The following is a 24,842-nucleotide window of genomic DNA, read 5'->3' on the forward strand; positions in this document are numbered from 1 at the left end:
GAGCACCCCATGACATGCCGGATCATTATCGCCGACGATCACCCGATGTTTCGCGAGGGCATGCTGCGTACCGTGCAACGCCTGCTGCCCGAGGCCTGCGTGGAACAGGCGGGCGACCTGGACACGGTGCTGGAAATGCTCAAGACCGGCGGCGAAGTCGACACGCTGATCCTCGACCTGCGCTTCCCGGGCCTGACCTGCATCAGCCAGTTGGGCGAGCTGCGCCAGCAACTGCGGCGCACTACGTTGATCGTGGTATCGATGGTCGATGACCCGCAGTTGATCGAACAGGTGATGGCGATGGGCGCCGATGGTTTTATCGGCAAAAACATCGCCCCCGAAGAAATCGGCCAGGCCCTGCTCGCCATTCGCCAAGGCGAGGTGCTGGTCAAGTTTGCACCCTCGGGGCTGTTGCCGCTGGACACCAACACCCTGACCGCGCGTCAGCAAGACGTATTGCGGCTGATCGCCCAAGGCAAGACCAACAAGGAAATCGCCAAGGCCCTGGATATTTCACCGTTTACCGTGCGCATCCATGTCTCGGGATTGCTGAGAAGCCTGAACGTACCATCGCGGGCGGCGGCGGCCGTCAAATACAGCGCGTCCTTGTAGGTGCCGACTTGCCGGCATCTACTGTGGGCGGGTTTTATCTATGGGATTTTCGTCAGTACACCTACCCCGCTATCATGCAGCCCCTCGCTCAACCGCCCAGCCCAGGAACCGCCATGCCCACCCTCACCCTACGCAACGCCACCCCGGCAGATGCCGAGCGCTGTTACGAGATCGAAATCAGCGCCTACGAGGGTGATGAAGCCGCGACACTGGAGAAGATCGCCACGCGTATCGCCCTGTACCCGGAAGGTTTCCTGATCCTGGAAGTCGACGGCCAGGTCGCAGGCTTTATCAACGGCGGTTGCGCCCATGACGTGGCGATGTCGGACGAGGCCTTCAAGGAATTGGTAGGGCACTCGGCAGATGCGCCAAATGTGGTGATCATGTCGGTGGTGGTCGACCCGGCGCATCAGGGCAAGGGGTATTCCACGCAATTGATGACGGCATTTGTGCAGCAGATGCGCGAGATGGGCAAGCAAACCATCCACCTGATGTGCAAGCAACAGCATGTGCCGCTGTACACGCGCATGGGCTACCAGTATGTGCAGCCCTCGGCATCAGACCACGGCGGGATGGCGTGGCATGAGATGGTAATGGCGCTCTGAACAGACGCCGGGCTTCACCAGCTCCCCGAGGCCCCACCGCCGCCGCTGGAGCCGCCGCCACCGGAAAACCCACCACCGGAGCTTGAGCTCGAACTGGAGCTGGAGCTTGAGCGATCGCTGGAACTGGAACTGGAGCCCGATCCCCCCGTACCCTGGCCATAGATGAACAGCGCCGCGAACGAGCTGATGGGCAAGGCGAACAACCAGCCTTCAAGCCCCAGCTCCAACAAGTAGCCCGCCGCGCCATACACCCCCAGCACCATCACTGACTGCACGCAGAACCCTAGCGGGCTGTTTTTCCAGGCAGCCTTCATCACCATGAACAGGATCAGGTACAGGCCAAGTACCACCAACCCGGCCATCGGCCATGCCAGCCAGTTGATGAAGGACACTTGCGTCAGGTAGTGATCCACCAGCCCCAGGCCGACGCTGTAGGCAATCAGCCCCAGCACGAAATAAAACACCGCCTTGGCCTGCCACAATGCGCCAAATATAGCCGCGGTGATCGACATGCAAAACGGCAGTGCCAGCATATACAACGGCCAGGCCTTGCCATTGATCGCGGCCAACGCCGTCAGCAGAACGGTCAACACCAGGGCAGCGATCAGGCCCCGTCGCCAATGCAGCTTGCCCGCGGCCAGCAGCACCCCGCCAACAGCGCCGAGGAGCAACGCCAGTAACACCGCAGACTCATCGATCGTCTCCCGGGTGTCGTCCACCGCCGGCATGTCCTCCCCCTCTACCAGCATGGTCAGGGCATCCACGGCGTGCTGCACACCCGCAGCGTAATTGCCCTGGCGAAACGCCGGGGTCAGCTGTTCCTCGATAATCCGGTGGCTCAACAGGTCCGTGACCACCCCTTCCAGGCCGTAGCCGACTTCAATCCGTACCTTGCGGTCGTCCTTGACCACCAGCAGCAAAATACCGTCGTCGATGCCCTTGCGCCCCAGTTTCCAGGCGCGGAACAGCTGGGTGGTGAACGCGTCAATATCAGCGTCGCCGGTACTTGGCAGTAGCATCACGGCGATCTGCGCGCCCTTGCGCTGTTCGAGATCCGCAAGCTGGTTGGTCAGACGCTGCTGGGTCGAGGTATCCAGGGTATTGGTCAGGTCGATCACCCGCTGGTTCAATGCCACGTTGACCAGTGCCGGTGGCGCCGTTTGCGCCAAGGCCAGCGCGGTGAACACCATGACCAGCAGGCCCAGGGCCGATTGCCGTAAAAACAGCCGCATACTTTGTTACCTGACGTTTCATCCTGAAGGCAGCGACTTTAACCTATCAACGCTATACCTAGTGACCCCATACGGATGACGCTCTAAATTGACGGCAAAATCTCATGGCAAAATGACTTCACTAGTACTCCCATGGACCTTCGACATCGCAACAACGTCAACGTAATGGGCAATGGCTCCACGACCCTGGTCGTTTTCCCATGGCTTTGACTGCAACCAGGTCATGTGGAATTACCTGCTGCCCTATTTCATCGAGCGTTTTCGCGTGGTGCTGTATGACCTGGTAGGCGCCGGCCTGTGCGGACGCGATGGATGGCTTTCTGGTGCCATGGATAGTTATTCATGGCCAATGACCCGTTGCCCGAGCCCCTGGCACAGTTCGGCACCACCGACCGTGTCAAGTACGAACGCGAGCTGCAACAACCAATCGCGACGGGGCCAGCCTCTCGGTCCATAACCATGCGCCGGCCAGGACAGCGAGGTCCACAGACGAGTCCTGTCTTATTCTCAACGCATGTATTTGCGAACACTTCAGACTTTCCTTATGCCGCGGCCAAAAGTGGAACGTTATTATTTCGAGCGCTATCAGACAGGATTAAACAAATCTAAATGGAAGTCGCATGCAATCAATGACACCGTCCAATGAGAGCCATTCAAGCGCACACTTAAAACATACAAAATTGACCATAAGTCTTGCCAGCACACCGCAAGAAATACGTGAAGCACAACGTCTACGCCATAGAGTTTTCACTAAAACTTTCCAGCTTTCCGAACCTATCAACTCCGGCAGTTTAAATATTGATGAGTTTGATGCCTACTGTGATCACCTGATAGTGCGCGACACTCAGACATCATACGTGGTGGGGACTTATCGCGTGATGAGCCCCACGGCCGCACAACGCATGGGACGTTACTATTGCGAGCAGGAATTTGACCTCAGTCGCCTGAATCACTTACGACCGCGCATGACCGAAGCAGGGCATGCCTGCGTGCACCCGGATTACCGCAGCGGCAGTGTCATCATGCTGTTATGGACGGGGTTGGCCATGTATATGCGACGTGAACGCAGCGATTATTTGGTGGGTTGCGCCAGCGTAAGCCTGGCGGATGGCGGCCACAATGCCGCAGCGTTGTATCACGCCTTGACCGCGCAAAACTTTGCCCCCAGCGAATATCACGTGACCCCGCACAATCCATTTCCCGTGCATGAGCGTGAAAGTGGACATATTCCACAGATGCCTCCGCTGTTAAAGGGTTATTTGCGCAGCGGCGCCTGGGTGTGTGGCGAGCCCGCCTGGGATCCTGATTACAATGCAGCTGATTTCTTTATGTTGTTACCACTGTCGAAGTTGGACAGCCGCTATGCGCGTCATTACCTGAAGACAGATACGCCTGCACACCCCTCCTGAACCTTAAAGAACTTAATCGATATGTTATTACAAGAAGAAAGAAACACTGCCTTCAAATGGATGCCGGAGATGGTATCTTTTCTTGAAACCGCCTCACTTCTTGATCTTGAGCGTGGAGAGTCTCGGCGCTTAGCCGACCTATTTCGAAAGTTCGGCCAACCCGCGCTCACCATTGGCAAAGAGCTGGGTGGCGCAGGTGCCAGTGCATTGGACATGGCGCAACTGCATACTTGGGTCGGTGCACATTGTCCGTCCCTGGCAATTATGATGACCATGCATCACCACACTGTCGCCGGAATGATGGCCGCCAGGCATTTCTTCCCAGATATCCAGGGATTGTTGGCCATGATCGCTCGCGACAACTTATTAGTTGCCTCAGGCTTTGCCGAAGGGCGCACGAATACGCCTATTTTAGCGTCGACAATGGCCGTTCAAAAAACCCTCGGCGGCTACCTCGTCAACGGCAGCAAGAAACCTTGCACCATGACACATCACTTCGACCTCATCACCTTTGGCGTCAACTACATGGCCCCTCAAGGCCAGCCCCAAATCGGCATAGGCGTAGGATTTGCCGCAGACCCGAGCATCGAGCGGAAAGAGTTCTGGTCCGTACCGCATTTGCAGGCGGCTGACAGCCATGAAGTCATCTTCAATAACTTGATGGTTCCCGAAGCCATGATGTGTTTCAGCGCAGCCGTCGATGATCAACTCGATGAGGCTCAACAAGGAACCGGCAACCATTTGTTCGCCATCTGGTTTCAACTGCTGGCCAGCGCGTCCTACCTGGGAATGGCATCGGCGTTGGCGTCACGTGCATTGACCGGTAAAAAAGGCTCGCAAGAAGATCGAGCCCTGCTGCTCATCGATCTGCAAGGCGCCACAATGGCTTTGCGCGGCCTGGCAGCGTCGATAGACGACAATCGCTTCTTGCGCAGTGATTTGGCGCGAGCACAGGCAACCCGGTTTGCCATACAGGACGCCGTGAACCGCATTAGCACTCGCGCTTTCGAAATCCTGGGAGGCATGGCCTTCATGTCTTCAGAAGAGGTCGCGTATCTGCTGGTTGCCACTCGTTTGTTGGCATTCCACCCGACCTCCAGACTTGCCAGCACCGCGTTCCTGTGTGAACAGCTGAGCTAGGCCGCAGCCTGCCGGAACCGCGCATCCGGCAAGCCTTCGACTGGCCTTATGGGTAACTCAGCGTCACCAGGTAAGCCCCCGACTGCAACGGTTTTCCCGCCGCATCGTTCAAGCGGTATTGCCGGTCGAAGTAACGGCCATCACCCGTCGTTTCGGCCACCAGCGTGACCTTGACCGCCGAGCGATCCGGCGCACTGACCGTACGAACCGGCTCGACGCCATAGGCGCCGATGTTGCCCCCAGGTGCAAACATCGGGCAACCCCTCAAGGCCAGTGTCGACCCCGCCCCATCGCCCGCATTGCACGTCGCCTCGACAATGCTGCCACGGAACTGGATAACACCTTGGGCCACGGTCGTGGCCGCCTGGCCACTGCCACTGACGAGCGCAAGAAACAGGCTGATACCAACTGCCAAACGTTGACTGCTCATATTGAACGCTCCTGGGTATGTACCCATCACGTCGGCAAGCATGGTTGGTTTCTTGAGCTTTTCAGAATTATCTGATGGCTATTCTTTCAAGGATGCCAACCGGGTCTCATATTGCGCAGTTTCACGACAGCCCCTACAGGACAGCGCCCAGGGCCTTCAACAGCACACCGTCGCGGCTATAAATATCCGGTGCGTACAGCAACGCACCCTGGCTATCCACCTGCACCGTCCAATAGCCCAGCAACACCGGGACCGGCGTGGCCAGCCGGAACTCATGGGTCACCCCGGTCGCCAGCAATTCCTCGGTCCGCGCCTTTTCCGCCGGGTTCACCAGCAAGTCGCGCAGCACCATCGGTTGCTCCACCCGCACACACCCGGAACTGAACGCCCGCGGTCCCTTGCTGAACAACGGCTGGCTGGGCGTATCGTGCAGGTAGACGGAGAATGGGTTGGGGAAACGCAGGACGATCCTGCCCAACGGGTTGCGCGGGCCGGCGTCCTGGCGCAGGAGGATATTACCCGGGCGCGACCAGTCCACTTGTTCGGGCGACAGGGCGCGACCTTCACTGTCGAGCACTTTGAGGTTCTGCTGGCGCAAGTACTCCGGGTTCAGGCGAATGGCCGGCAACTTGTCCTCGCGCATGATGGTCGGCGGGATCGTCCAGGTGGGGTTGAGGGTCAACCGCGTGATACGCGACTTGAGCAGCGGCGTTTGCCGTTCGGCGCGGCCCACCTGCAAGCGGGTCTGCCACACGGGGACACCGCCCTGGTAGACGCTCAACTGGGCAGCCGCGACGTTGACCAGGATGCCATCAGGCTCCAGGTCCTGGGCCAGCCAGCGAAAACGCTCGAGGTTGACCCGCAGTTGCTCGCGACGCACCGCCGGGCTGACGTTGAGCTCCGCCACCGTGCCCGGGCCGATCACCCCATCGGCTTGCAGCGAATGGCTGGCCTGGAAGCTCTTAACTGCCGTCACCAGGTCGTTGCCGTAGAGATGGGCCGGGCCTGTGGGCAGGCTCGCCAGGTAGCCGCCACTGAGCAGGCGCCGGGCCAGTGCGGGCACCCGGGGGTCTTCGCGGCCGGGGCGCAGCAGCGGGCCGTCGGCAACCACGCCCCACTGCGGCAAGGGTTGCAGGCGTTGCGCGGCGTAGGCCTTGCGCAGGCTGCGGTACAGTTCGGCACCTGGCCTGGCCTGATCGAAGGCTGCCGGCATGTCCGCAAGCCCTGTATTAGCCAGGGCCAGCACAGCGAGGGCCGGGTCCTCGCTCGGTGGCTGGGAGTGCCACAGCGGTTCGTAATGGGACTGTTGCAGACGGCCATAATGCAAGTCATGCAGGGCTTGCAGATAGTGCTGGGTGGTTTCGAAGTCGGTACACAACACATTGGCGCTGGCTACCGCGTCAGGCAGTCGATAGTGCGCCGGGTCCAGGCCGTCGTCGGCCAGCAATAGCAACTGGCCCTGCAATGCCTCTCGGCGCCCGTCCTCTGACCAGAGGCCGACATTGCCTTGTTGCTGGTAAAAATCCTGCAGCCGCAGTTCGGCAGTGGTATCCAATTGGGTAGCCAAACCGGGGCAAACACTCGACAACTGCGCAAGTGCCAGCTGTACTGGGTTTGACGGCTCGACCGGCACTTCATCGGCTGTTGCGACCAATGGTGCTACGAGCAAGCAAAGGCTCAAGTAACATGCGTGTTTTTTGAACAATGGCTTAGCTCCAATCCACGGCGGAGATGCTAGATAAATGCAGAATTTTTACTGCCGACTCGGCCTGATCGCCGCCACCCTGGCCGCGTTCTGCACGGGTGCCTTCGCAGAGAATGCCAAACCTCATACCTTGTATAGCAGCCTGGCGCGTTCGGCTCCAGAACTCAATCCCACAGTCCTCCAAAGCGCCCTCAATGCGATGCAATGCGCCGTCAATAACGGCCAGGAGCGTTCGCAACGCCTGGCAGTGATCGACTACTCACAACCTTCGACCGCCCGGCGCCTGTGGATTTTCGATCTGCGCAAAAAAAAGCTGGTGCTGCGCGACCTGGTGGCCCACGGGCAAAAATCCGGGGAAAACTTCGCCACCCAATTCTCCAACAACGAAGGTAGCCACCAATCCAGCCTTGGTCTGTTCCGCACTCAGGAAAGCTATCAAGGCACCCACGGCTACTCGCTGCGCATGGACGGCCTGGAACCGGGCTTCAATGACCTGGCCCGCGACCGCGCCATCGTGATCCATGCCGCCGACTACGTAAGCCCCCAGTGGAGCAAGCGTGAAGGCCGGATCGGCCGCAGCCAGGGCTGCCCCGCCGTGCGCCCGCAAGTGGCGCGCCAGGTGGTGGACAAGCTCAAGGGTGGGCAGTTCATGTTTTCCTGGTACCCCGACCAACGCTGGCTGAAGTCCTCGGCCTACCTCAATTGCAAGCCGCGCCAGATCGCCAGCGCCGGTTGAGGTAGTATCTGGCAGGCCGAGCCTGACCAGAGAGAGGACCTGAAATGCTTTTGCACCAGTCAACGTGGATCGAGATTGGCCAATTTCTCGACCGCAGCCGCACCGTGGTGATCCCCATCGGTTCCAACGAGCAACATGGCCCCACCGGCCTGTTGGGTACCGATTGGATGTGCCCGGAAATCATTGCCCATCACGCACAAAAAGACGCTGATATCCTGGTCGGCCCGACGTTCAATATCGGCATGGCCCAACATCACCTCGGGTTCCCCGGCACCATTTCCCTGCGCCCGTCGACGTTTATCGCCGCGATTGGCGACTGGACCCGCTCCCTGGCGGCCCATGGCTTTGAGAAAATCCTCTTTCTCAATGGCCATGGCGGCAACATCGCCACCATTGAAGCAGCCTTTTCCGAGTTGTACGCCGAGGCCAGCTTTGCCCGCCGCCCCGCCGGCTTCGCCTTGAAGCTGTGCAACTGGTGGGACCTGGAAGGTGTTGGCGAATTGGCGCGCGCGCAGTTCCCGACGGGGCACGGCACCCATGCCACGCCTTCCGAGATCGCGATTACCCAGTGGGCTTACCCGGATGCGATCAAGACGGCAGACTACTCGCCCCGGATCGCACCCGCCGGCCCGATCCGCGAAGCCCAGGACTTCCGGGCCCGCCACCCGGATGGGCGCATGGGCTCCGACCCGGCGCTGGCCACACCTGAGAAAGGCGGTGAACTGGTGGCCCTGGCCGCCAAGGGGCTGGTGTCGGCGGTGGATGCATTCAGCCGTGAAGCCATGCCAGGCTGATAGTTGCGGCACAGGCACACCATAAAATCTATAAGAAGGACCTATCCATGAAACCCCATCAGAAGACTTTTGATCGCATCCGCAACGCCGTCCTGCCGGAGTTTCGCGAGCGCGTCGCCGACTATTTGGTCGAGTACGAAAATATCCTGCAGGACCCAACTACCGATACCGCCCAGGCCTGCGTCGCCGCCCAACAGTTGCGCGGTTATCTGCGCGGCTTGAACACGACCCGGGTGCTCGGTATGGAAGACTGGGAAGACCTCGACCGCCGGGTCGCGCAGCAATGGCCGCTGGGCGCTACAACGTCGGACGTACCTGGTTGACCCAGGCCTGCACCGATGGCCGCTGCCACTGGCGCTGGGCATACGCCACCAACGGCGCGGGCACCGGATCACCGTTGAGGATCAAGCGGTTGAGCATCAAGGCCAGGTCCACATCGACAATCGACCATTGGCCAAAAAGATAGTCATCACCTGCAGCCAGCCAATGCTGCGCCGCTGCAATCAGTTTGTCGGCAGCGGCTTGGGCCGAGGTTGATAACGGGCCGTATTTGACCCCGTAAAACACCACCAGCGTGGAGCGTTCCTGGCGGATCGGCAGCAGGTCGCTACGCAACCACGCCTGAATCTGCCGCGCCCGTGCGCGTTGACGTGGCTCCCGGGGGTACACCGGTACCTGCGGGAACACATCCTCCAGGTACTCGGTAATCGCCGAAGACTCGGACAAGGCAAACCCATCCTGCGCAAGCGTCGGTACCCGCTGGGTCACGGACAGCCCGGCAAAGGCCGGCGCCTGCTGTTCCAGCGCGTCCAGGTCCAGGGTGTGTACCTCGAACGCCAAGCCTTTTTCACGCAGGGTCACAAAGACCGACAGCGCATACGGGCTGGTGAACGGTGCATCCACATACAAGCGCATCGGCAGGTTACTCACGGCGGCATCTCCTTGGGTGAGCAGCCACGCTACGAGATGGACGGCGATAAATACAATGCCGAGTTTCTATGGGGGCATTCCTGGGAGGAATAGCAGTTAAAAGTGCAGGAGCGGCCAATGAATACGGGGCCTTCCGGCAATGGCAATTTAATGGCAAAGCCACCAACCTTGACTATCCTTCGCCGAGGCGACCGCCAGTCAAGGAGAACCCCATGCGCACCTTGCAACCTGCTTACCTACTGGCTACCGCCACCCTGCTGACACTCGGCGGCTGCGCAATCAGCAACCAGGGAGCTATCGACTATCGATACCACCGTCCCGGCACCAACGACGGCACCTTGACGTCCAAGAACATCTACGCCAAGGAGGCGACCCACATCTTCAAGGCCGGCGACCCTATCGCCATCTCGCTCAAGACCGTATTCATCAAGGATCTGACAGAGTTTGCAACGCCATTGCGTCTTTTTCGTGGTGACCCGGCCACCGGGGATGTGGCGCTTGTCGCAAGCACCTGTGAAAGCCCCTGCGACCGCAAACAGGGGGCGGAAGGCATTCGCAGCTCGAAGGTCATCTTCTACTCCAATGATGTGCGGGAAAATCAATTCCTGAACCTCGCCAACCTCAGCAACGTCTACGGCCCGATGACCTACAACGGCAACCCGTTCAAGCTGGATATCTACATCATCGAACTGGATGAGAGCGGCGCCCAAGTACGGCAAATGCTCGGCAGCCTGGCCAGCCTGGGCAAAACCTTTTATCCGCCGGCGCACCCGGCGGCGGGTGTGCTGTCTGCCCTGGCCGACACGTTTATCAAGGATGACCAGGACGACAATGCGTTCACTTATTCCTTTGATCTGGTCGGCATGAAAAAACGCGTGAATTCAAAAAACCCGAAAACCGGCTACCTGGAAAGCGGCGACTACGTGCTGATCCGTACCGAGGATCGCAACACCTCGCCACCGTGGAAGGACTTGACCTTCAATACCTCAACCGGACGTCTGGAAATCGCTGAGTGCGTAGCCGGTAAGATCGACACTGGCGCCTGTGACTATCGCGGCAACTCCTATGTGGTGCTGGAGGTGCGCAAGGCTGAAGACGCGATGGTCAATGACTCCCAGCAACTGGTGTTTTCCGCGCTCAAGAGCCAACTGGATGGCGAAGCCGGCAGCCGGCAGATCACCCCCGAGAGGATCGACATCATCAAGGCCAGCCTGGAAAGCGCCGAAAACCGCAACGACAGCAAAAACTACCTGGCAGATATCCAGGAAAGTGATGCAGACACCCCACGGCGAAGAGCGGCAGCGCTGAACTTTGTCTCCACCTGGTTTGATCCCGCGATCACCGTGACCGCACAAGACAAAGTCACGGTGATCCAACAGGCCAACGAGCTGTTCGGCAGTTGCTTGAGACTGACCTCAGCCCAAGTCATCAAATATCAGGATGAAATAGCGAAACGCAAACTGAGTAACAAAGCCGAGTTCCTGGATGCCCTTGAACTCTGTCGACAACCCAAGGTGGAACCTAGCCCGAGAACCCCCCGCCCATGAGAAACGCCTGCTCTTCATCGCTCGTCACCCGGCCCAACGCCGCATTGCGATGGGGAAAACGGCCGAAGCGCTCGATGATCTCGGCATGTTCCCTGGCCCAGTGATACGTGTTGGCATCCAGTTGCTGGTTCAACGCCAGGGAGCGCTGCTGGTCCTCGGGACTTTCGGAGTGCTCGAAAGGCAAATAGCAAAACGCCCGTAATGCCGGGTCGATCCGTTGGTCCATCCCCGCATCGACCATACGCCCGGCGTAAGCCCTGGCCAGGGGGTCGGTGGCAAACATATGGGCGGTGCCCCGGAAGGCATTGCGCGGGTACTGATCAAGCAGAATCAATAGCGCCAGTGCGCCTTCGGGCTCGTTCATCCAGTGCTCCAGCTCGCCCCTGGCCGCCTGGAAGTGCGCCTCGTGGAAGCGCGCGCCAAACTCGGCATCAAACTGTTCATCTTTCTTGAACCAGCGCGATGGGCCCGCCGTCGTCCAGAATTGCACGACAGCCTTGATATCAATCGCAACGCTCATAAATGACTCCTGGGTCGTCAAGGTCTGCGCCCTACCCTAGCATCTGCCTGGCCTGATTCCGACTCGGAAATCCACGACTGCCAGTCAATGTTATAAGATAACCACCACTCCCCTTTCCCTCCGGCGACCTTGCACCATGACTGACGCTGTTCCCGCTGCCCGTTCACGCCAACGCCTGTTGTCCATCGACGCCTTACGCGGCCTGGTGATCCTGTTCATGTTGCTCGATCACGTGCGCGAGACATTCCTGCTGCACCGGCAAGTCAGCGATCCGATGAACATCGACACGACGGAGCCGGCGCTGTTTATCAGCCGCACCCTGGCCCACTTGTGTGCGCCGGTGTTTGTGTTGCTGACCGGCCTGTCGGCATATTTGTACGGCGAAAAATACCAGGGCCGTGGTGACGTTTCGGCGTTTCTGTTCAAGCGCGGGCTGTTTCTGGTAGTGCTGGATTTTACCCTGGTGAACTTCGCCTGGACCTTGCAACTGCCGCCCAGCGTCATCTATATGCAGGTGATCTGGGCCATCGGCGTGAGCATGATCGCCCTCGCCGTGCTGGTGTGGTTGCCCCGCCCACTGCTGATCGGCCTGGCGCTGGTGATCATTGGCGGGCATAACCTGCTCGATGGCGTGCATTTCGCAGCGGGTTCGGCGTTGCACATTCCCTGGACGATCCTGCACGAACGCAGTTGGATCGAGGTGGGCGACAGCCTGCGTCTGCGCACGACCTACCCGGTATTGCCGTGGATCGGGGTGATTGCCCTGGGTTACGGCATTGGCCCGTGGTTTGCCGGGGCGATGCCGGCAGCGCGGCGTCAGCGCTACCTGTGGCTGGCAGGTATCAGCGCACTGCTTGGCTTTGTAGTGCTGCGCGCGATCAATGGTTACGGCGAGGCGCCATGGCAGGTGTATGACAGCCCTGTGCAGACGCTGATGAGTTTCTTCAACATCACCAAATACCCACCTTCGCTGCTGTTCCTCGCGCTGACATTGGGTGTGGGGCTATTGCTGTTGCTGGCCTTCGAACGCGCCGGGCAGCGACGCTGGATCGGTACCCTGGCGGTGTTCGGCGCAGTGCCGATGTTCTTCTACTTGCTGCACTTGTATGTGCTGAAAGTGTTGTACGTGATGGGCGTGGCGCTGTTTGGCCTGAACCAGGGGACGTACTTTGGGTTCGACAACGTCGGGGCGGTGTGGCTGGTGGCGCTGCTGTTGCCGCTGGCGCTGTACCTGCCAGTGCGCTGGTTTGCCGGGCTGAAGGCCCGGCGACGGGATATTGCCTGGCTCAAATACCTCTAACCCCAAACATCCAACTGTAGGAGCGAGCTTGCTCGCGATGGCGGCGTGCCAGCCACCAGATGTAGTGGCTGAACCACCGCTTTCGCGAGCAAGCCCGCTCCCACACTGACCGGTCCCACACCAAGCTCGGTGTTTGCCGTTAAGCCAGCTCAGTACGCAGTTGGCGAGCCGCCGCAACCATATGGATCAACGCCGCCTCGGTCTCAGGCCAGCCGCGGGTCTTCAGGCCGCAGTCGGGGTTGACCCACAGCCGTTCGGCAGGAATGCGCCGGGCAGCCTTGCGCAACAGGTTGGCCATTTCCGAGACCTCCGGTACCCGTGGCGAGTGGATGTCGTAGACGCCCGGGCCGATGTCATTCGGGTAAGCGAAGGCTTCGAACGCGTCCAACAACTCCATATCCGAACGTGAGGTCTCGATGGTAATCACATCGGCATCCATCGCCGCGATGGACTCGATCACATCGTTGAATTCGCTGTAGCACATATGGGTGTGGATCTGGGTTTCGTCACGCACACCCGAAGCGCACAGGCGAAATACTTCGGTGGCCCAGTCCAGGTAGTGTTGCCACTGGTCCCGGCGCAGGGGCAAACCTTCACGAAACGCCGCTTCATCGATCTGTACGATCTTGATGCCAGCCGCTTCCAGGTCCACCACTTCGTCGCGAATCGCCAGCGCCAGTTGCCGGGCCTGCACTTCGCGGCTCACATCTTCACGGGGGAATGACCACATCAGCATGGTCACCGGGCCGGTCAGCATGCCTTTCATCACCTTGTCGGTCAGGCCTTGTGCGTAGCGGATCCACTCCACGGTCATGGCTTTCGGGCGGCTCAGGTCGCCGAAGATCACCGCCGGTTTCACACAGCGCGAACCGTAGCTCTGCACCCAACCAAAGCGGGTGAACACATAGCCGTCCAGTTGTTCGGCAAAATACTCAACCATGTCGTTACGTTCAGCTTCGCCGTGCACCAGCACGTCCAGGCCGAGGTTTTCCTGCACTTCAACGGCGTGTTTGATCTCACTGTGCATTGCCTCGACATATTCGGCTTCGCTCAACTTGCCAGCCTTGAACGACTGGCGTGCCAGGCGGATCGACGCGGTCTGCGGGAACGAGCCAATGGTGGTGGTCGGGAACAGCGGCAGGTCGAGGCCGGCGCGCTGCTTGGCGATACGCTGGGCAAACAGCGACTGGCGCTGGCTGTCCTTGGTGGTGATGGCGGCAACGCGCGCTTGTACAGCCGGTTTGTGGATACGCGGCGAGGCAGCACGGGCGGCCTGCACGGCACGGCTTTGGGCCAAGGCCGCCAGCACCTTCGCGGCTTCTGGCTGGTTGATGGCCTGGGTCAGCACGGCCACTTCTTCGCACTTCTGCACGGCGAAGGCCAGCCAGCTTTTCAGCTCGGCATCCAGCTTGTCTTCACGCCCCAGGTCCACCGGGCTATGCAGCAACGAGCATGAAGGCGCGACCCACAAGCGATCACCCAGGCGTTCATGGGCATGCTGCAAGGTGGCCAAGGCATTTTCCAGGTCGCAACGCCACACGTTACGCCCGTTGACCACACCCAGGGACAGCACTTTATAGGCCGGCAGACGATCGAGAATCGTCGGGTACTGTTCAGGTGCACGCACCAGGTCAATGTGCAAGCCATCGACCGGCAAGTTGGCCGCCAGGCCGAGGTTCTCTTCCAGGCCCCCAAAGTAAGTGGCGACCAGTTTTTTCAACGGATCACGCTGGATCAGGTTGTAGGCGCGCTCAAACGCATTTTTCCAGTCTTGAGGCAGGTCAAGCACCAGGATCGGCTCATCGATCTGTACCCACTCCACGCCCAGGTCCGCCAGGCGCTGGAAGATCTGGCCGTACAGCGGTAGTAGGCGGTCGAGCAGTTCGAGCTTGTCGAAGTCGCCGCCCTTGGCCTTGCCCAGCCACAGGTAAGTCAACGGCCCGATCACCACCGGCTTGACGGTGTGCCCCAGGTCGCGGGCCTCTTTGACTTCTTCGAACAACTGGTCCCAGCCCAGGTGAAACTGCTGGTCGACGCTGAATTCAGGTACCAGGTAGTGATAGTTGGTGTCGAACCACTTGGTCATTTCCTGGGCATGGGCACCGCCGCAGCAGCTGTCGCTGACACCACGGGCCATGCCGAACAAGGTCTGCAACGTGGCTTTGCCATCAGCCGGGCGGAAACGCTCGGGGATCACGCCGAACATCAGCGAGTGAGTCAGTACCTGGTCGTACCAGGCAAAATCCCCAGCGGGCAGCAGCTCGATGCCCGCCTGTTTCTGCAAGTCCCAGTGGGTCTTGCGCAGCTCACGGCCTACGGCACGCAGGCCGGCTTCGTCCAGCTCGCCCTTCCAAAACGCTTCCTGCGCTTTTTTCAGTTCACGATCGCGTCCAATGCGCGGAAATCCAAGGGAATGAGCGACTGCCATGACAAAAAACTCCAATGTGTTGGGATGGGAGCTATTGTCGGCAGCAGGTCATCGTGAGACAAACTCATTTTATTTTTGATGATCACGAAATTTATTCATGATTGGCGCACAGTGCTTTTCAAGCAGGCTTGTGAGCCTGACGGAAATCCCACCAACTGAGGGTGGCCGGTTTTTTCCTGACCACAGGTGGGTAGAGCGAGCGAATAAAGTTGATGTCACCCTCAGAGAGCTCGTTGTTATCCGCGATGGCGTTTCCACCATTGAGCAAGGATGAATCAAAACCGTAGTGCATGATGGATTGGCGATCATAATCAGAGGTAACTACATCGTTAACCAAGGGCTCAAAGTTCAACTTCACTTCTTCCGCTCCGCCTTTATCTGCGTAGTCTTTATTAACTTCCAACCAGTCAATATCCAAATCATTGTTCTCGTGCTGATGCTCATGCTGCAACCCCAGAACATGGCCAAATTCATGCTGGATCGTACCGGCGTTAAAAGCATTGAGACCATTCTTGAAACCGATGACCGTTGTAGGTTCTTCGGCTGGCACATCGAGCGCATGGAAACCCACGTACGAATGCCCCCCTGAAATGTCGTTGTTTGCAGCAATCCTGATATCCCCATCGGCGTCGTCTGTGAACTCAAATGTCAGATTGACGTGAGGCGCCCATTTATTAATGTTGGCTTTTGTGAACGTTTCTTGCTCGTTGGTCATACCCATCAGGGAAATTCTTATGACCGAATGTTGTGGCCACAACGCCGAAGTTGATGCTACCCCGCGCTTTTGCCTGGACAGTGCAGAGGCCTCCCGGTTGTCCGTTTGCTCGGCGCTATCGTTGGGTGAATAACTCAGTGGGTAGGCACTTGAGTAAGCGTTCAGGTTAACTGTCACAGTAGTATCCCCAGCAATGATGTATTCCCCAGTACGTCGTACTTCAGCACCATAGGTTCCACAGGTGCTATGACAGCAGTTTACGAGCGTGCACAACACCCAGGATCAGCGCCAGAAGCTGACTCACCGCCGCCAGCAATTGCGCCACCATCGCCGCAAAGCCGGCGCCTACAAAAAAGTAACGGGGATGGCGTATCAATGGCCCCAACCTGCAAATTCCGCTGACTAACCTTTCGATCCTGACGAAGTGCGGGCACAATGCCTGTCCTTTTTTGGCAGGCTCCGCCACAGGCTCTGAAAAATGATCAAAACGCCGTATTACCTCATCGACAAACAGAAGCTTCTGGTCAACATGCAGAAGATCGCCTACGTGCGCGAACAGTCCGGCGCCAAGGCGTTGCTGGCACTCAAGTGCTTTGGCACCTGGTCGGTGTTTGACCTGATGCAGCAGTACATGGACGGCACCACGTCCTCGTCGCTGTACGAGCTCAAGCTCGGTCGCCAGAAGTTCGAAGGCGAGACCCATGCCTACAGCGTGGCCTGGGCCGACGATGAAATCGACGAAATGCTCGATAACTGCGACAAGATCATCTTCAACTCCATCGGTCAGTTGCAGCGCTTTGCCCAGAAATCCGAAGGCAAGACCCGCGGCCTGCGCGTCAACCCGCAAGTGAGCAGCTCCGACTACCTGCTGGCCGACCCGGCGCGCCCGTTCAGCCGCCTGGGCGAGTGGGACCCGGTGAAGATCGAAGGCGTGATCGACCAGATCACAGGCTTCATGTTCCACAACAACTGTGAGAACGGTGATTTCGAGCTGTTCGACAAGATGCTGTGCACCATCGAAGAACGCTTCGGCCACCTGCTGCATAAAGTGCAGTGGGTCAGCCTGGGCGGCGGCATCCACTTCACCGGCGAAGGCTATGCCATCGACGCATTCTGCGCACGGCTCAAGGCCTTCGCGCAGACCTACGGCGTACAGGTTTACCTGGAGCCCGGGGAAGCGGCGATCACCAACAGTGCTTCCCTGGAAGTCACCGTGCTCGACACCCTCTACAACGGCAAGAACCTCGCCGTGGTAGACAGCTCCATCGAAGCCCACCTGCTGGACCTGCTGATCTATCGCCTCAACGCCAAACTGGCGCCGAGCGATGGCGAACACACCTACATGGTGTGCGGCAAATCCTGCCTGGCCGGGGACATCTTCGGTGAATACCAATTCGATCGTCCGCTGGCCATCGGCGATCGGCTGTCGTTCATCGACACCGCAGGCTACACCATGGTCAAGAAAAACTGGTTCAACGGCCTGAAAATGCCGTCCATCGTAGTGAAACAACTCGACGGTACAGTCGAAGTGGTTCGTGAATTTGGCTTCGAAGATTACCTGTCCAGCCTGTCCTGAGCTGGCAGATAAAGGAGAGATAAAGCAATTGAAAAAGAACGTTCTTATCATTGGTGCAGGAGGTGTCGCCAAGGTGGTGGCCCACAAGTGCGCGCAGCACAACGACGAACTCGGTCGGATTGCTATCGCGTCGCGCAACATCTCCAAATGCCAGGCCATCATCGCAAGCGTCAAGGCCAAGGGTAGCCTCAAGGTACCCGCCCAGATCCAGGCCTTCGCGCTGAACGCCCTGGACGTGGAAGCGACCAAGGCACTGATCCGCGAAACCGAATCGCAGATCGTCATCAACGTCGGCTCCGCCTTCCTCAACATGTCGGTACTGCGTGCCTGCATCGATACCGGCGTGGCTTACCTGGACACCGCCATCCACGAAGAGCCGGGCAAGGTCTGCGAGACCCCGCCGTGGTACGGCAACTACGAGTGGAACCACCTGGAGGAATGCAAGCAGAAGAACATCACTGCGATCCTCGGTGTTGGTTTTGACCCAGGGGTGGTCAACGCCTATGCGGCGCTGGCACAACAACAGCATTTTGACCGCATTGATTCGATCGACATTCTCGACGTCAATGCCGGCAGCCACGGCAAATATTTCGCCACCAATTTCGACCCGGAAATCAACTTCCGCGAGTTCACCGGACAGGTGTGGAGCTGGCAGGACAGCCAGTGGACCAGCAACACCATGTTCGAAGTCAAACGTACCGACGACCTGCCGGTGGTCGGTTCGCAGAACCTGTACCTGACCGGTCACGATGAAGTGCACTCGTTGTCGAAAAACCTCGACGTGCCCAACGTGCGGTTCTGGATGAGCTTCGGCGAGCACTACATCAATGTGTTCACCGTGCTGAAAAACCTCGGCCTGCTCTCCGAGAAGCCGGTCACCACCGCCGAAGGCCTGGAAGTGGTGCCATTGAAACTGGTCAAGGCCGTGCTGCCTGACCCGTCGTCGCTGGCACCGGGCTATACCGGCAAGACCTGCATCGGCGACCTGGTCAAGGGCACCAAGGATGGCCAGCCGCGTGAGCTGTTCATCTATAACGTGGCCTGCCATGAAGAAGCCTTTGCCGAGACCGACAGCCAGGGCATCTCCTACACCGCCGGCGTGCCGCCTGTAGCCGCAGCGCTGCTGGTTGCCCGTGGCGAGTGGGACGTGCAACGCATGGCCAACGTCGAAGAACTGCCAGCCGAGCCGTTCCTCAAGGCGCTGGACGTGATGGGCCTGCCGACCCGTATCAAGGACGAGAAAGGCGACCGCGCCTGGGATGCTATCGCCTGATAGCGTCTTGTTCCTCGGATCACTCCCACGTCCTGTGGGAGTGATCAAAAACCCCTGTAGGGGTTATCGATCCCCAGCCTTTTTTATTCTTTTCTTTGACCAGATACCGTTCTGTACCTAGCCTTGTCCGTTTAGGCGAGAAAGGAAGTCCGCGCACGCTCTCCCACGTGGCCGCCGGTCACGGATACACCATGTACGAAAGGAGTCGTCCATGAACATCGATACAACCACAAACGGCCTGACAGTGCGCCTGGCTGGATTGATCTACAGCGCCTGCTGTTATTTGATATTCCTCCTCACCTTCCTCTACCTGATTGGCTTTATTGGCCGCGTGGTCGTGCCCAAAAACATAGACAATGGCATTGTCATCAACGGCTGGTGGGCCGCGCTGATCAACCTGTCGCTGCTGCTCCTGTTTGCGCTGCAGCACACGGTGATGGCGCGTCAAGGTTTCAAGTCCTGGCTGACCCGCTACATTCCCACAGCCGTTGAACGCTCGACCTACGTGCTGCTCAGCAGCCTGGTGTTGATGCTGATGTTCTGGCTCTGGCAACCGATGCCCGCGCCGGTATGGACAGTGGAAGCCAGCCTGCTGCGAGTGATAGTGAGCGCAATATTCTGGCTGGGCTGGGGGCTGGTCCTGGTGGCCACGCTACTGATCAGCCATTTCGAGCTGTTTGGCCTCAGGCAGGCCATCGACCGCTACCGAAACGCTGCCCCCCGCGCCCATGCCTTTAAAACGCCAGGGCCCTACAAGCGGGTGCGCCATCCGTTGTACCTGGGTTTTTTGATTGTGTTCTGGGCGACACCGGACATGAGCGCCGGCCGGCTGCTCTTTGCGCTGGGGATGTCGGCCTACCTGTTTATCGGCGCCCACTTTGAGGAACGGGACCTGGTTGCGCTCTTTGGCCAACAGTACCGGTGTTATCAGAAGAGCGTTGGCATGGTACTGCCGAAGTTTGGCTCTGGTATTGGTGGCAAAAAACGCTGAAGGGCCAGACGTTTCCCACACCTGTTTCAGGTTGTCCCTCGGACGGGCGCTGACTAACCTTCCCGACGCCGCTGCCAAATCAGCGGCCGGATTTGACCGTCCGCGTGAACCAGTGCGCCAAAGCGCCCAAGACCTATTTCAGGCGTTTTTTTTATGCTTGAGGTATCGTGTCGCGGCAGTTGTGCGCGGGATACCTTCGGGTATGCCGGATCACTGGTTCCGGTCGGTCAACCCGCGTACAGCTGCCACCCTATTCGTTTGACCGCGAATGGTGGCAGCTCCACCTACCAGGAGCTTCACCATGATCAAACACAGCCCCAATCCCCCACCCAGCTACGATGCCAGCCGGCTTCGTGATGCCGCCTATCGTGCGATCAACCACTATCTACAGCCCGCCTCCCCAGCCCCAACCGCTGCCCCCAGCGACCCGGTGTTAGCGGGATTATTCAGCGTGCGCACTGACTTGGACGCCGAAACCCTGCTGGTCAATGCCGCACAAGACCTGGCCTCGATCAATGTGCTTGCCACTCACCTGGCCTTTGAAGTCGACGGCACCTCCCGCAGCATGGCGCTGGGTATCTGCCGGATGCTCGACGGCGTGCAGATGCTGGTCGACAAGGCACTGGACAGCTGCGCACAACCGGCCCTCTAACACCGTAATGCCGTGTAGGAGCAAGCTTGCCCGCGAAAAACCTGAGAGCGCCGCGCTTACCCCGCCAACACGCGTGATCGGTGACGTCTTTCGCGAGCAAGCTCGCTCCTACAATTACCGATTGTTGCAGCCGTACTCGCACAAAAGGTAGTATTGAGAACGATTCACAATACCACCCTGAGAAAGTCGTCCCGTGCAATCACCTCCAATCCGCAAGCTGGGCTTCTTTTTCAACGACCATCACCGGTGGCTGCTGCAACATATCCAGCATCGCGTGCGTAACCACGCCGACGCCGAAGATACCGCCGCCGATACCTTTTGCCAGATGCTCGCCGCCCGGGTCGACCCCGACAGCATTGAGCAGCCACGGGCCTATCTCTCGACTATCGCCCGCCGGCTGATCTTTGACCGTTATCGCCGCAGCCGCCTGGAAACCGCTTACCTGGAGCGCCTGGCCGCAGCGCCCGAAGCCTTGGCGCCCTCCCCCGAAGACCAGTTGCAACTGATCCAGGCCCTGGTGGCGATCGACCGTGCCCTCGATGGCTTGCCGCTGATCGTCAAGGCCACGTTCCTTTACAGCCAGCTCGACGGCATGAGCTACGTGGCAATTGCGCGCAAGCTGCAATTGTCCGAGCGCACCGTTAGCCGCTACATGAAACAGGCCCTGCGCCAGTGCTACCTGGCCGAGATGGCCCCATGAGCAAGACCCGCCTGGACCCGGTCAGCGAACAGGCCATCGACTGGATGGTGCGCCTGCGCGCCGGTAAACCGGATGCGTTGCTACAGGAGCGTTTCAATGCCTGGCTGGGCATGGACCCCGCCCACGCGCAGGCCTGGACCCGTTTGCAGGAACGCCTGGGCGGATCGTGGAACACCTTGCGCAGCCTCGATAAACGCCTGCCCGGCGAAGCACGCCAGGTGCTATTGCAACCCCAGGGCTCACGCCGTGAAGTGCTGCGCGCCATCGCGGGCCTGGGGCTGCTCGGTGGCGGCCTGTGGCTGGCGGCACGCAGCCCGCTGGGTGACAACCTGCTGGCCGACCTGCACACCGGGCGCGGCCAGCGCCAGACGTTCACTTTGCTCGATGGCAGTGTGTTGAGCCTCAATGCTGGCAGCGCGGTGGACCTGCAATTCAATGAGCACCAGCGCCTGATCATCCTGCGCCAGGGTGAGCTGGTGATTCAGGTGGCAGCCGATCCGCAAAGGCCGTTGCGGGTGCGCACCGCCCAAGGCAGCATCCAAGCGTTGGGCACGCGGTTCCTGGTCACTCAGCAAGCAGATGCCACACGCGTGGTAGTGCTGGAACACTCGGTGCTGGCCACACTGCCCGATGGTACCCAACGCACCGTACAGCAAGGCCAGTCGGTATTGCTTTATGCCGACCGGATCGAGCCGGTGGCGGGCGACCAACGCTACCGTGCCGACTGGCTCGACGGCCACCTCAGCGTACTGGACGACTCCCTGGAACAGGTGGTCAACGCCCTGCGCCCCTATAACCGGGGCTTTGTGCGGGTCGATCCACAGGTTCGCCAATTGCGCGTGCAAGGTGTATTCCCGCTCAACGCCCCCCATCGCGCCCTCGATGCACTGGCTGAAACCCTGCCGATCCGGGTCGATCACTACAGCCCATGGCTGACCCTGATTCGCCCCCGATAACCCGGACCAACGTTTTTTATGCAAATCACTCTTATTTGTGTCCGGTTTTCATTTCTCGGCCCACCTATCTCCTGACACGTCCACACCTTCAGGAGAATGCTGTGCTCAACCCTTGGCCCCATGCCCTTTCTGTCGCCGTTGCCCTGGCAACCCTGGCGAGCCCTGCCCTGGTACAGGCCCAAAGCCTGTCTTTCAATCTGCCGGCCGGCCCGCTGGCCCAAACGCTGAACGCCATTGCCAGCCAGAGCGGGCGGATTGTGTCCCTGGACCCGGTGTTGGTGCAGGGCAAACAGGCCCAGGCGGTGAGTGGCCAGATGCCGGCCGAACGGGCCATGGACCGTGCGCTGGCGGGCAGCGGCTTGCAGTTGCGGGTGACCGGGCAAGGTAATTTCAGCGTCGAGCCTGCCGCCGACAGCGGCGCCGCGCTGCAACTGGGCGTGACGTCCATTGCCGCCCACAGCATCGACCCCACTATCACTGAAGACTCCGGCTCCTACGCCGCACGGGCCGTGACTATCGGCAAGGGCACCCACACCCTCAAGGAAATCCCCCAGTCGATCACGGTGATGACCCGCAAACAAATGGATGACCAGGGCCTGGTCGACCTCAAGGACGCCGTCAACCAGACCACCGGCCTGGTGGGCGTGCAAGGGGTGGGCAAAGGCATGATCATCACCTCCCGAGGCTTCCAGATCGACGACTGGCAATACGACGGCGTGCCGATCCCGCGCAATACCTATGCCCTGGGCAACTGGGCGACCCAGGACCTGATTTTCTTCGACCGCCTGGAAGTGCTGCGCGGCGCCTCCGGCCTGCTGCAGGGCACCGGCAGCCCCGGTGGCGCGATCAACCTGGTGCGCAAGCGCGGGCAAGCGGCACCCACCGTCGCCCTCACCGCCAAGGCCGGTAGTTGGGACCACTACGGCCTGCAACTGGACGCCGGCGGCCCGCTGAACCAGAGCGGCACGGTCCGTGGGCGGATGGTGGCGGATGAAGACCAGAGCGATTCATTCATCGACTACGAATGGAGCAAGACCCACTCGTTGTACGGCGCCCTGGACTTCGACCTGCAGGAAGACACCACCCTGGGCCTGGCCGTCAGCCGCACCAACGCCGAGTCGCGGCCCATGCTGCGCGGCCTGCCACGCTATGCCAGCGGCAAGTCGATCGACCTGTCACGTTCGACCTTCACCGGCTCACGCTGGAACCACTCGCAGATCGACGTCACCACCCTGTATGCCGACCTGGAGCACCGCTTCAACGACGACTGGAAGTTCAAGGTCGGCGCGGTGCGCATGAAGGAAGAAAACACCTCGACCCACCAGCGCGTGCAGACCAACAACGAAGGCATTGAAGCCGACGGCAGCGGCGTGTCATACGCCGACTGGTACACCGATTTCGACGGCACCAAGATCGGCCTGGACACCCACCTCACCGGGCGTTTCGAGGCGCTGTCCATGGCGCAGGAAATTACCCTGGGCGGCAACTACTCCAAGTACACCACCAACGACATCATTGCGCGGACGTTCAACGACAGCGCCGACAACATCTTCGACATCAATAACCATCGCCCCGAAGTCACCTACGAAAGCCTGATGAATACGCCCGGCGGCCGGGCGACGCCAAGCAAGTACGACATCCGCCAGAAAGGCCTGTATGGCAGCTGGCGCGTCAAGCCGATCGATCCGTTGACCCTGGTGCTCGGCGCCCGTGTCAGTTGGTATGACTACAGCTACACCTCCTCGGGCATCACGGCGGTGACCCACGCCACCACCGTCAACAAGCCCAGTACCACTAACGAAACCGGCGAAGTCACGCCCTACGCCGGGATCGTCTACGACCTGAGCCGCGAGTGGGCGGTGTACGCCAGCTATACCGATGTGTTCGAGCCACAGACCCAACGCGACCTCAGTGGCGCGGTGGTCAAGCCGGTGATTGGCAGCAACTACGAAGTCGGCCTCAAGGGTGAATTGCTGGACGGACGGGTCAATACGTCGCTGGCGTTGTTCCGCTATGACCAGGAAAACCGTGCGATCACCGATTATTCCCTGGGCGAAATCTGCGGCGGCACTTACTGCGCAACGGGTTCTGGCAAGGTCCGCAGCCAGGGCCTTGAAGCCGAGATCAGCGGTGAAGTGCTGAGCGGCCTGCAACTGTTTGCCGGCTATACCTACAACACCACCAAGTACCTTGAGGATCGCGACAACAAAGGCCGGGTGTTCAGCCAGTGGACGCCCAAGCATATGTTGCGGGTGTGGAGCGACTACCAGTTCAGCGGCGACTGGAGCAAGGTCAGCGCCGGATTGGGCTTCACCACCCAGAGCCATACCCTGGGGTATGAATACACCTATGACGTGGCGGGCTACACGGTCTGGAATGCCCGACTGGCTTACCAGATGACCCCAGAAGTGGGGTTGGCAGTCAATGCCAACAACCTGTTCGACAAGACCTACTACGCATCCGGGTACAACCAGTTGAATGGCAACAACTTCTACGGTGACCCGCGCAATGTGATGTTCAGCGTCAAATACACCCCGCAGTTCTGACACGCTCTCTAGCGCCTGTGCCGCCGTCATCGCAGCCTCGCTGAA

General features: G+C 59.6%; 23 protein-coding genes and 1 pseudogene. 17 read left to right on the forward strand and 7 right to left on the reverse strand.

What is annotated here, in order from left to right; translation table 11 throughout:
- Window positions 1-9: 9 nt before the first annotated feature.
- Window positions 10-612 (forward strand): LuxR C-terminal-related transcriptional regulator, encoded by a 603-nt coding sequence (locus FJD34_RS09885; protein ID WP_032860949.1) that lies wholly within the window; start codon window positions 10-12, stop codon window positions 610-612.
- A 113-nt stretch (window positions 613-725) separates the two neighbouring features.
- Window positions 726-1,217: a GNAT family N-acetyltransferase gene (locus tag FJD34_RS09890; RefSeq protein WP_090290881.1), complete on the forward strand. Its 492-nt coding sequence runs from the start codon at window positions 726-728 to the stop codon at window positions 1,215-1,217.
- 14 nt (window positions 1,218-1,231) lie between these two features.
- Here FJD34_RS09890 and FJD34_RS09895 read toward each other — a convergent pair whose 3' ends face one another.
- Window positions 1,232-2,449 (reverse strand): TPM domain-containing protein, encoded by a 1,218-nt coding sequence (locus FJD34_RS09895; protein WP_090290880.1) that lies wholly within the window; start codon window positions 2,447-2,449, stop codon window positions 1,232-1,234.
- Between the two features lie 132 nt (window positions 2,450-2,581).
- Between FJD34_RS09895 and FJD34_RS28285 the strand changes: the two are divergent.
- From FJD34_RS28285 to FJD34_RS09910, 3 genes and pseudogenes are all read left to right on the forward strand, one after another.
- A pseudogene (locus FJD34_RS28285) lies at window positions 2,582-2,747 on the forward strand (alpha/beta fold hydrolase); the annotation flags it as partial.
- Between the two features lie 322 nt (window positions 2,748-3,069).
- Window positions 3,070-3,858 (forward strand): GNAT family N-acetyltransferase, encoded by a 789-nt coding sequence (locus tag FJD34_RS09905; protein ID WP_090290879.1) that lies wholly within the window; start codon window positions 3,070-3,072, stop codon window positions 3,856-3,858.
- A gap of 21 nt (window positions 3,859-3,879) precedes the next feature.
- Window positions 3,880-4,998 (forward strand): acyl-CoA dehydrogenase family protein, encoded by a 1,119-nt coding sequence (locus FJD34_RS09910; RefSeq protein WP_090290878.1) that lies wholly within the window; start codon window positions 3,880-3,882, stop codon window positions 4,996-4,998.
- Window positions 4,999-5,044: 46 nt separating this feature from the next.
- Here FJD34_RS09910 and FJD34_RS09915 read toward each other — a convergent pair whose 3' ends face one another.
- Both FJD34_RS09915 and FJD34_RS09920 read right to left on the reverse strand, forming a co-directional pair.
- On the reverse strand, window positions 5,045-5,428 hold the full coding sequence (locus FJD34_RS09915) for a hypothetical protein (protein ID WP_090290877.1): 384 nt from the start codon (window positions 5,426-5,428) through the stop codon (window positions 5,045-5,047).
- A gap of 133 nt (window positions 5,429-5,561) precedes the next feature.
- A complete protein-coding gene (locus FJD34_RS09920) occupies window positions 5,562-7,133 on the reverse strand; it encodes a L,D-transpeptidase family protein (protein ID WP_090290876.1) in 1,572 nt (523 codons plus the stop codon).
- 37 nt (window positions 7,134-7,170) lie between these two features.
- On the opposite strand from FJD34_RS09920, the gene FJD34_RS09925 reads away from it, so the two are divergent.
- The 3 genes from FJD34_RS09925 to FJD34_RS09935 are packed head-to-tail and all read left to right on the forward strand — an operon-like array spanning window position 7,171 to window position 8,986.
- Complete coding sequence (locus tag FJD34_RS09925) at window positions 7,171-7,869, forward strand: murein L,D-transpeptidase catalytic domain family protein (RefSeq protein ID WP_090290875.1); 699 nt, start codon at window positions 7,171-7,173, stop codon at window positions 7,867-7,869.
- Window positions 7,870-7,913: 44 nt separating this feature from the next.
- On the forward strand, window positions 7,914-8,663 hold the full coding sequence (locus FJD34_RS09930; protein WP_032860957.1) for a creatininase family protein: 750 nt from the start codon (window positions 7,914-7,916) through the stop codon (window positions 8,661-8,663).
- A gap of 47 nt (window positions 8,664-8,710) precedes the next feature.
- Window positions 8,711-8,986 (forward strand): hypothetical protein, encoded by a 276-nt coding sequence (locus FJD34_RS09935; protein WP_090290874.1) that lies wholly within the window; start codon window positions 8,711-8,713, stop codon window positions 8,984-8,986.
- On the opposite strand, the gene yfcF is transcribed toward FJD34_RS09935, so the two are convergent.
- A complete protein-coding gene (gene yfcF, locus FJD34_RS09940; RefSeq protein ID WP_373290087.1) occupies window positions 8,961-9,578 on the reverse strand; it encodes a glutathione transferase in 618 nt (205 codons plus the stop codon). The genes FJD34_RS09935 and yfcF overlap by 26 nt on opposite strands.
- A gap of 227 nt (window positions 9,579-9,805) precedes the next feature.
- Between yfcF and FJD34_RS09945 the strand changes: the two genes are divergently transcribed.
- Window positions 9,806-11,140, forward strand: a complete 1,335-nt coding sequence (locus FJD34_RS09945) for a hypothetical protein (protein ID WP_032860960.1) — start codon at window positions 9,806-9,808, stop codon at window positions 11,138-11,140.
- Here FJD34_RS09945 and FJD34_RS09950 read toward each other — a convergent pair.
- Complete coding sequence (locus FJD34_RS09950; protein WP_032860961.1) at window positions 11,115-11,660, reverse strand: DUF924 family protein; 546 nt, start codon at window positions 11,658-11,660, stop codon at window positions 11,115-11,117. The two genes, FJD34_RS09945 and FJD34_RS09950, sit on opposite strands and share 26 nt — an antisense overlap.
- A gap of 136 nt (window positions 11,661-11,796) precedes the next feature.
- On the opposite strand from FJD34_RS09950, the gene FJD34_RS09955 reads away from it, so the two are divergent.
- Window positions 11,797-12,960 carry a DUF1624 domain-containing protein gene (locus FJD34_RS09955; RefSeq protein ID WP_090290872.1) on the forward strand — a complete coding sequence of 388 codons (1,164 nt, stop codon included), beginning with the start codon at window positions 11,797-11,799 and terminating at the stop codon, window positions 12,958-12,960.
- A gap of 139 nt (window positions 12,961-13,099) precedes the next feature.
- Here the strand turns inward: FJD34_RS09955 and metE are convergent, their stop codons facing one another.
- Window positions 13,100-15,388 (reverse strand): 5-methyltetrahydropteroyltriglutamate--homocysteine S-methyltransferase, encoded by a 2,289-nt coding sequence (metE, locus tag FJD34_RS09960; protein WP_032860963.1) that lies wholly within the window; start codon window positions 15,386-15,388, stop codon window positions 13,100-13,102.
- 118 nt (window positions 15,389-15,506) lie between these two features.
- Complete coding sequence (locus tag FJD34_RS09965; protein WP_308425959.1) at window positions 15,507-16,379, reverse strand: M12 family metallopeptidase; 873 nt, start codon at window positions 16,377-16,379, stop codon at window positions 15,507-15,509.
- A 202-nt stretch (window positions 16,380-16,581) separates the two neighbouring features.
- Here FJD34_RS09965 and FJD34_RS09970 point away from each other — a divergent pair, with 202 nt between their 5' ends.
- The 7 genes from FJD34_RS09970 (at window position 16,582) to FJD34_RS10000 (ending at window position 24,797) form a co-directional block, all read left to right on the forward strand.
- Complete coding sequence (locus tag FJD34_RS09970) at window positions 16,582-17,679, forward strand: carboxynorspermidine decarboxylase (protein WP_032860965.1); 1,098 nt, start codon at window positions 16,582-16,584, stop codon at window positions 17,677-17,679.
- A 28-nt stretch (window positions 17,680-17,707) separates the two neighbouring features.
- Window positions 17,708-18,952, forward strand: coding sequence for a saccharopine dehydrogenase family protein (locus FJD34_RS09975; RefSeq protein ID WP_032860966.1), 1,245 nt, complete (start codon window positions 17,708-17,710; stop codon window positions 18,950-18,952).
- Between the two features lie 211 nt (window positions 18,953-19,163).
- Window positions 19,164-19,943, forward strand: a complete 780-nt coding sequence (gene mddA / locus FJD34_RS09980) for a methanethiol S-methyltransferase (RefSeq protein WP_090290871.1) — start codon at window positions 19,164-19,166, stop codon at window positions 19,941-19,943.
- A 301-nt stretch (window positions 19,944-20,244) separates the two neighbouring features.
- Window positions 20,245-20,595: a DUF6124 family protein gene (locus tag FJD34_RS09985; protein WP_090290870.1), complete on the forward strand. Its 351-nt coding sequence runs from the start codon at window positions 20,245-20,247 to the stop codon at window positions 20,593-20,595.
- A gap of 193 nt (window positions 20,596-20,788) precedes the next feature.
- On the forward strand, window positions 20,789-21,295 hold the full coding sequence (locus FJD34_RS09990) for a sigma-70 family RNA polymerase sigma factor (RefSeq protein ID WP_032860969.1): 507 nt from the start codon (window positions 20,789-20,791) through the stop codon (window positions 21,293-21,295).
- Complete coding sequence (locus FJD34_RS09995) at window positions 21,292-22,251, forward strand: FecR domain-containing protein (RefSeq protein ID WP_032860971.1); 960 nt, start codon at window positions 21,292-21,294, stop codon at window positions 22,249-22,251. The genes FJD34_RS09990 and FJD34_RS09995 overlap by 4 nt, the downstream gene beginning before the upstream one ends.
- 101 nt (window positions 22,252-22,352) lie before the next feature.
- Window positions 22,353-24,797: a TonB-dependent siderophore receptor gene (locus FJD34_RS10000; RefSeq protein WP_090290869.1), complete on the forward strand. Its 2,445-nt coding sequence runs from the start codon at window positions 22,353-22,355 to the stop codon at window positions 24,795-24,797.
- Window positions 24,798-24,842 lie beyond the last annotated feature (45 nt).

Source organism: Pseudomonas brenneri, from assembly GCF_007858285.1.
Lineage (GTDB): Bacteria > Pseudomonadota > Gammaproteobacteria > Pseudomonadales > Pseudomonadaceae > Aquipseudomonas > Aquipseudomonas brenneri.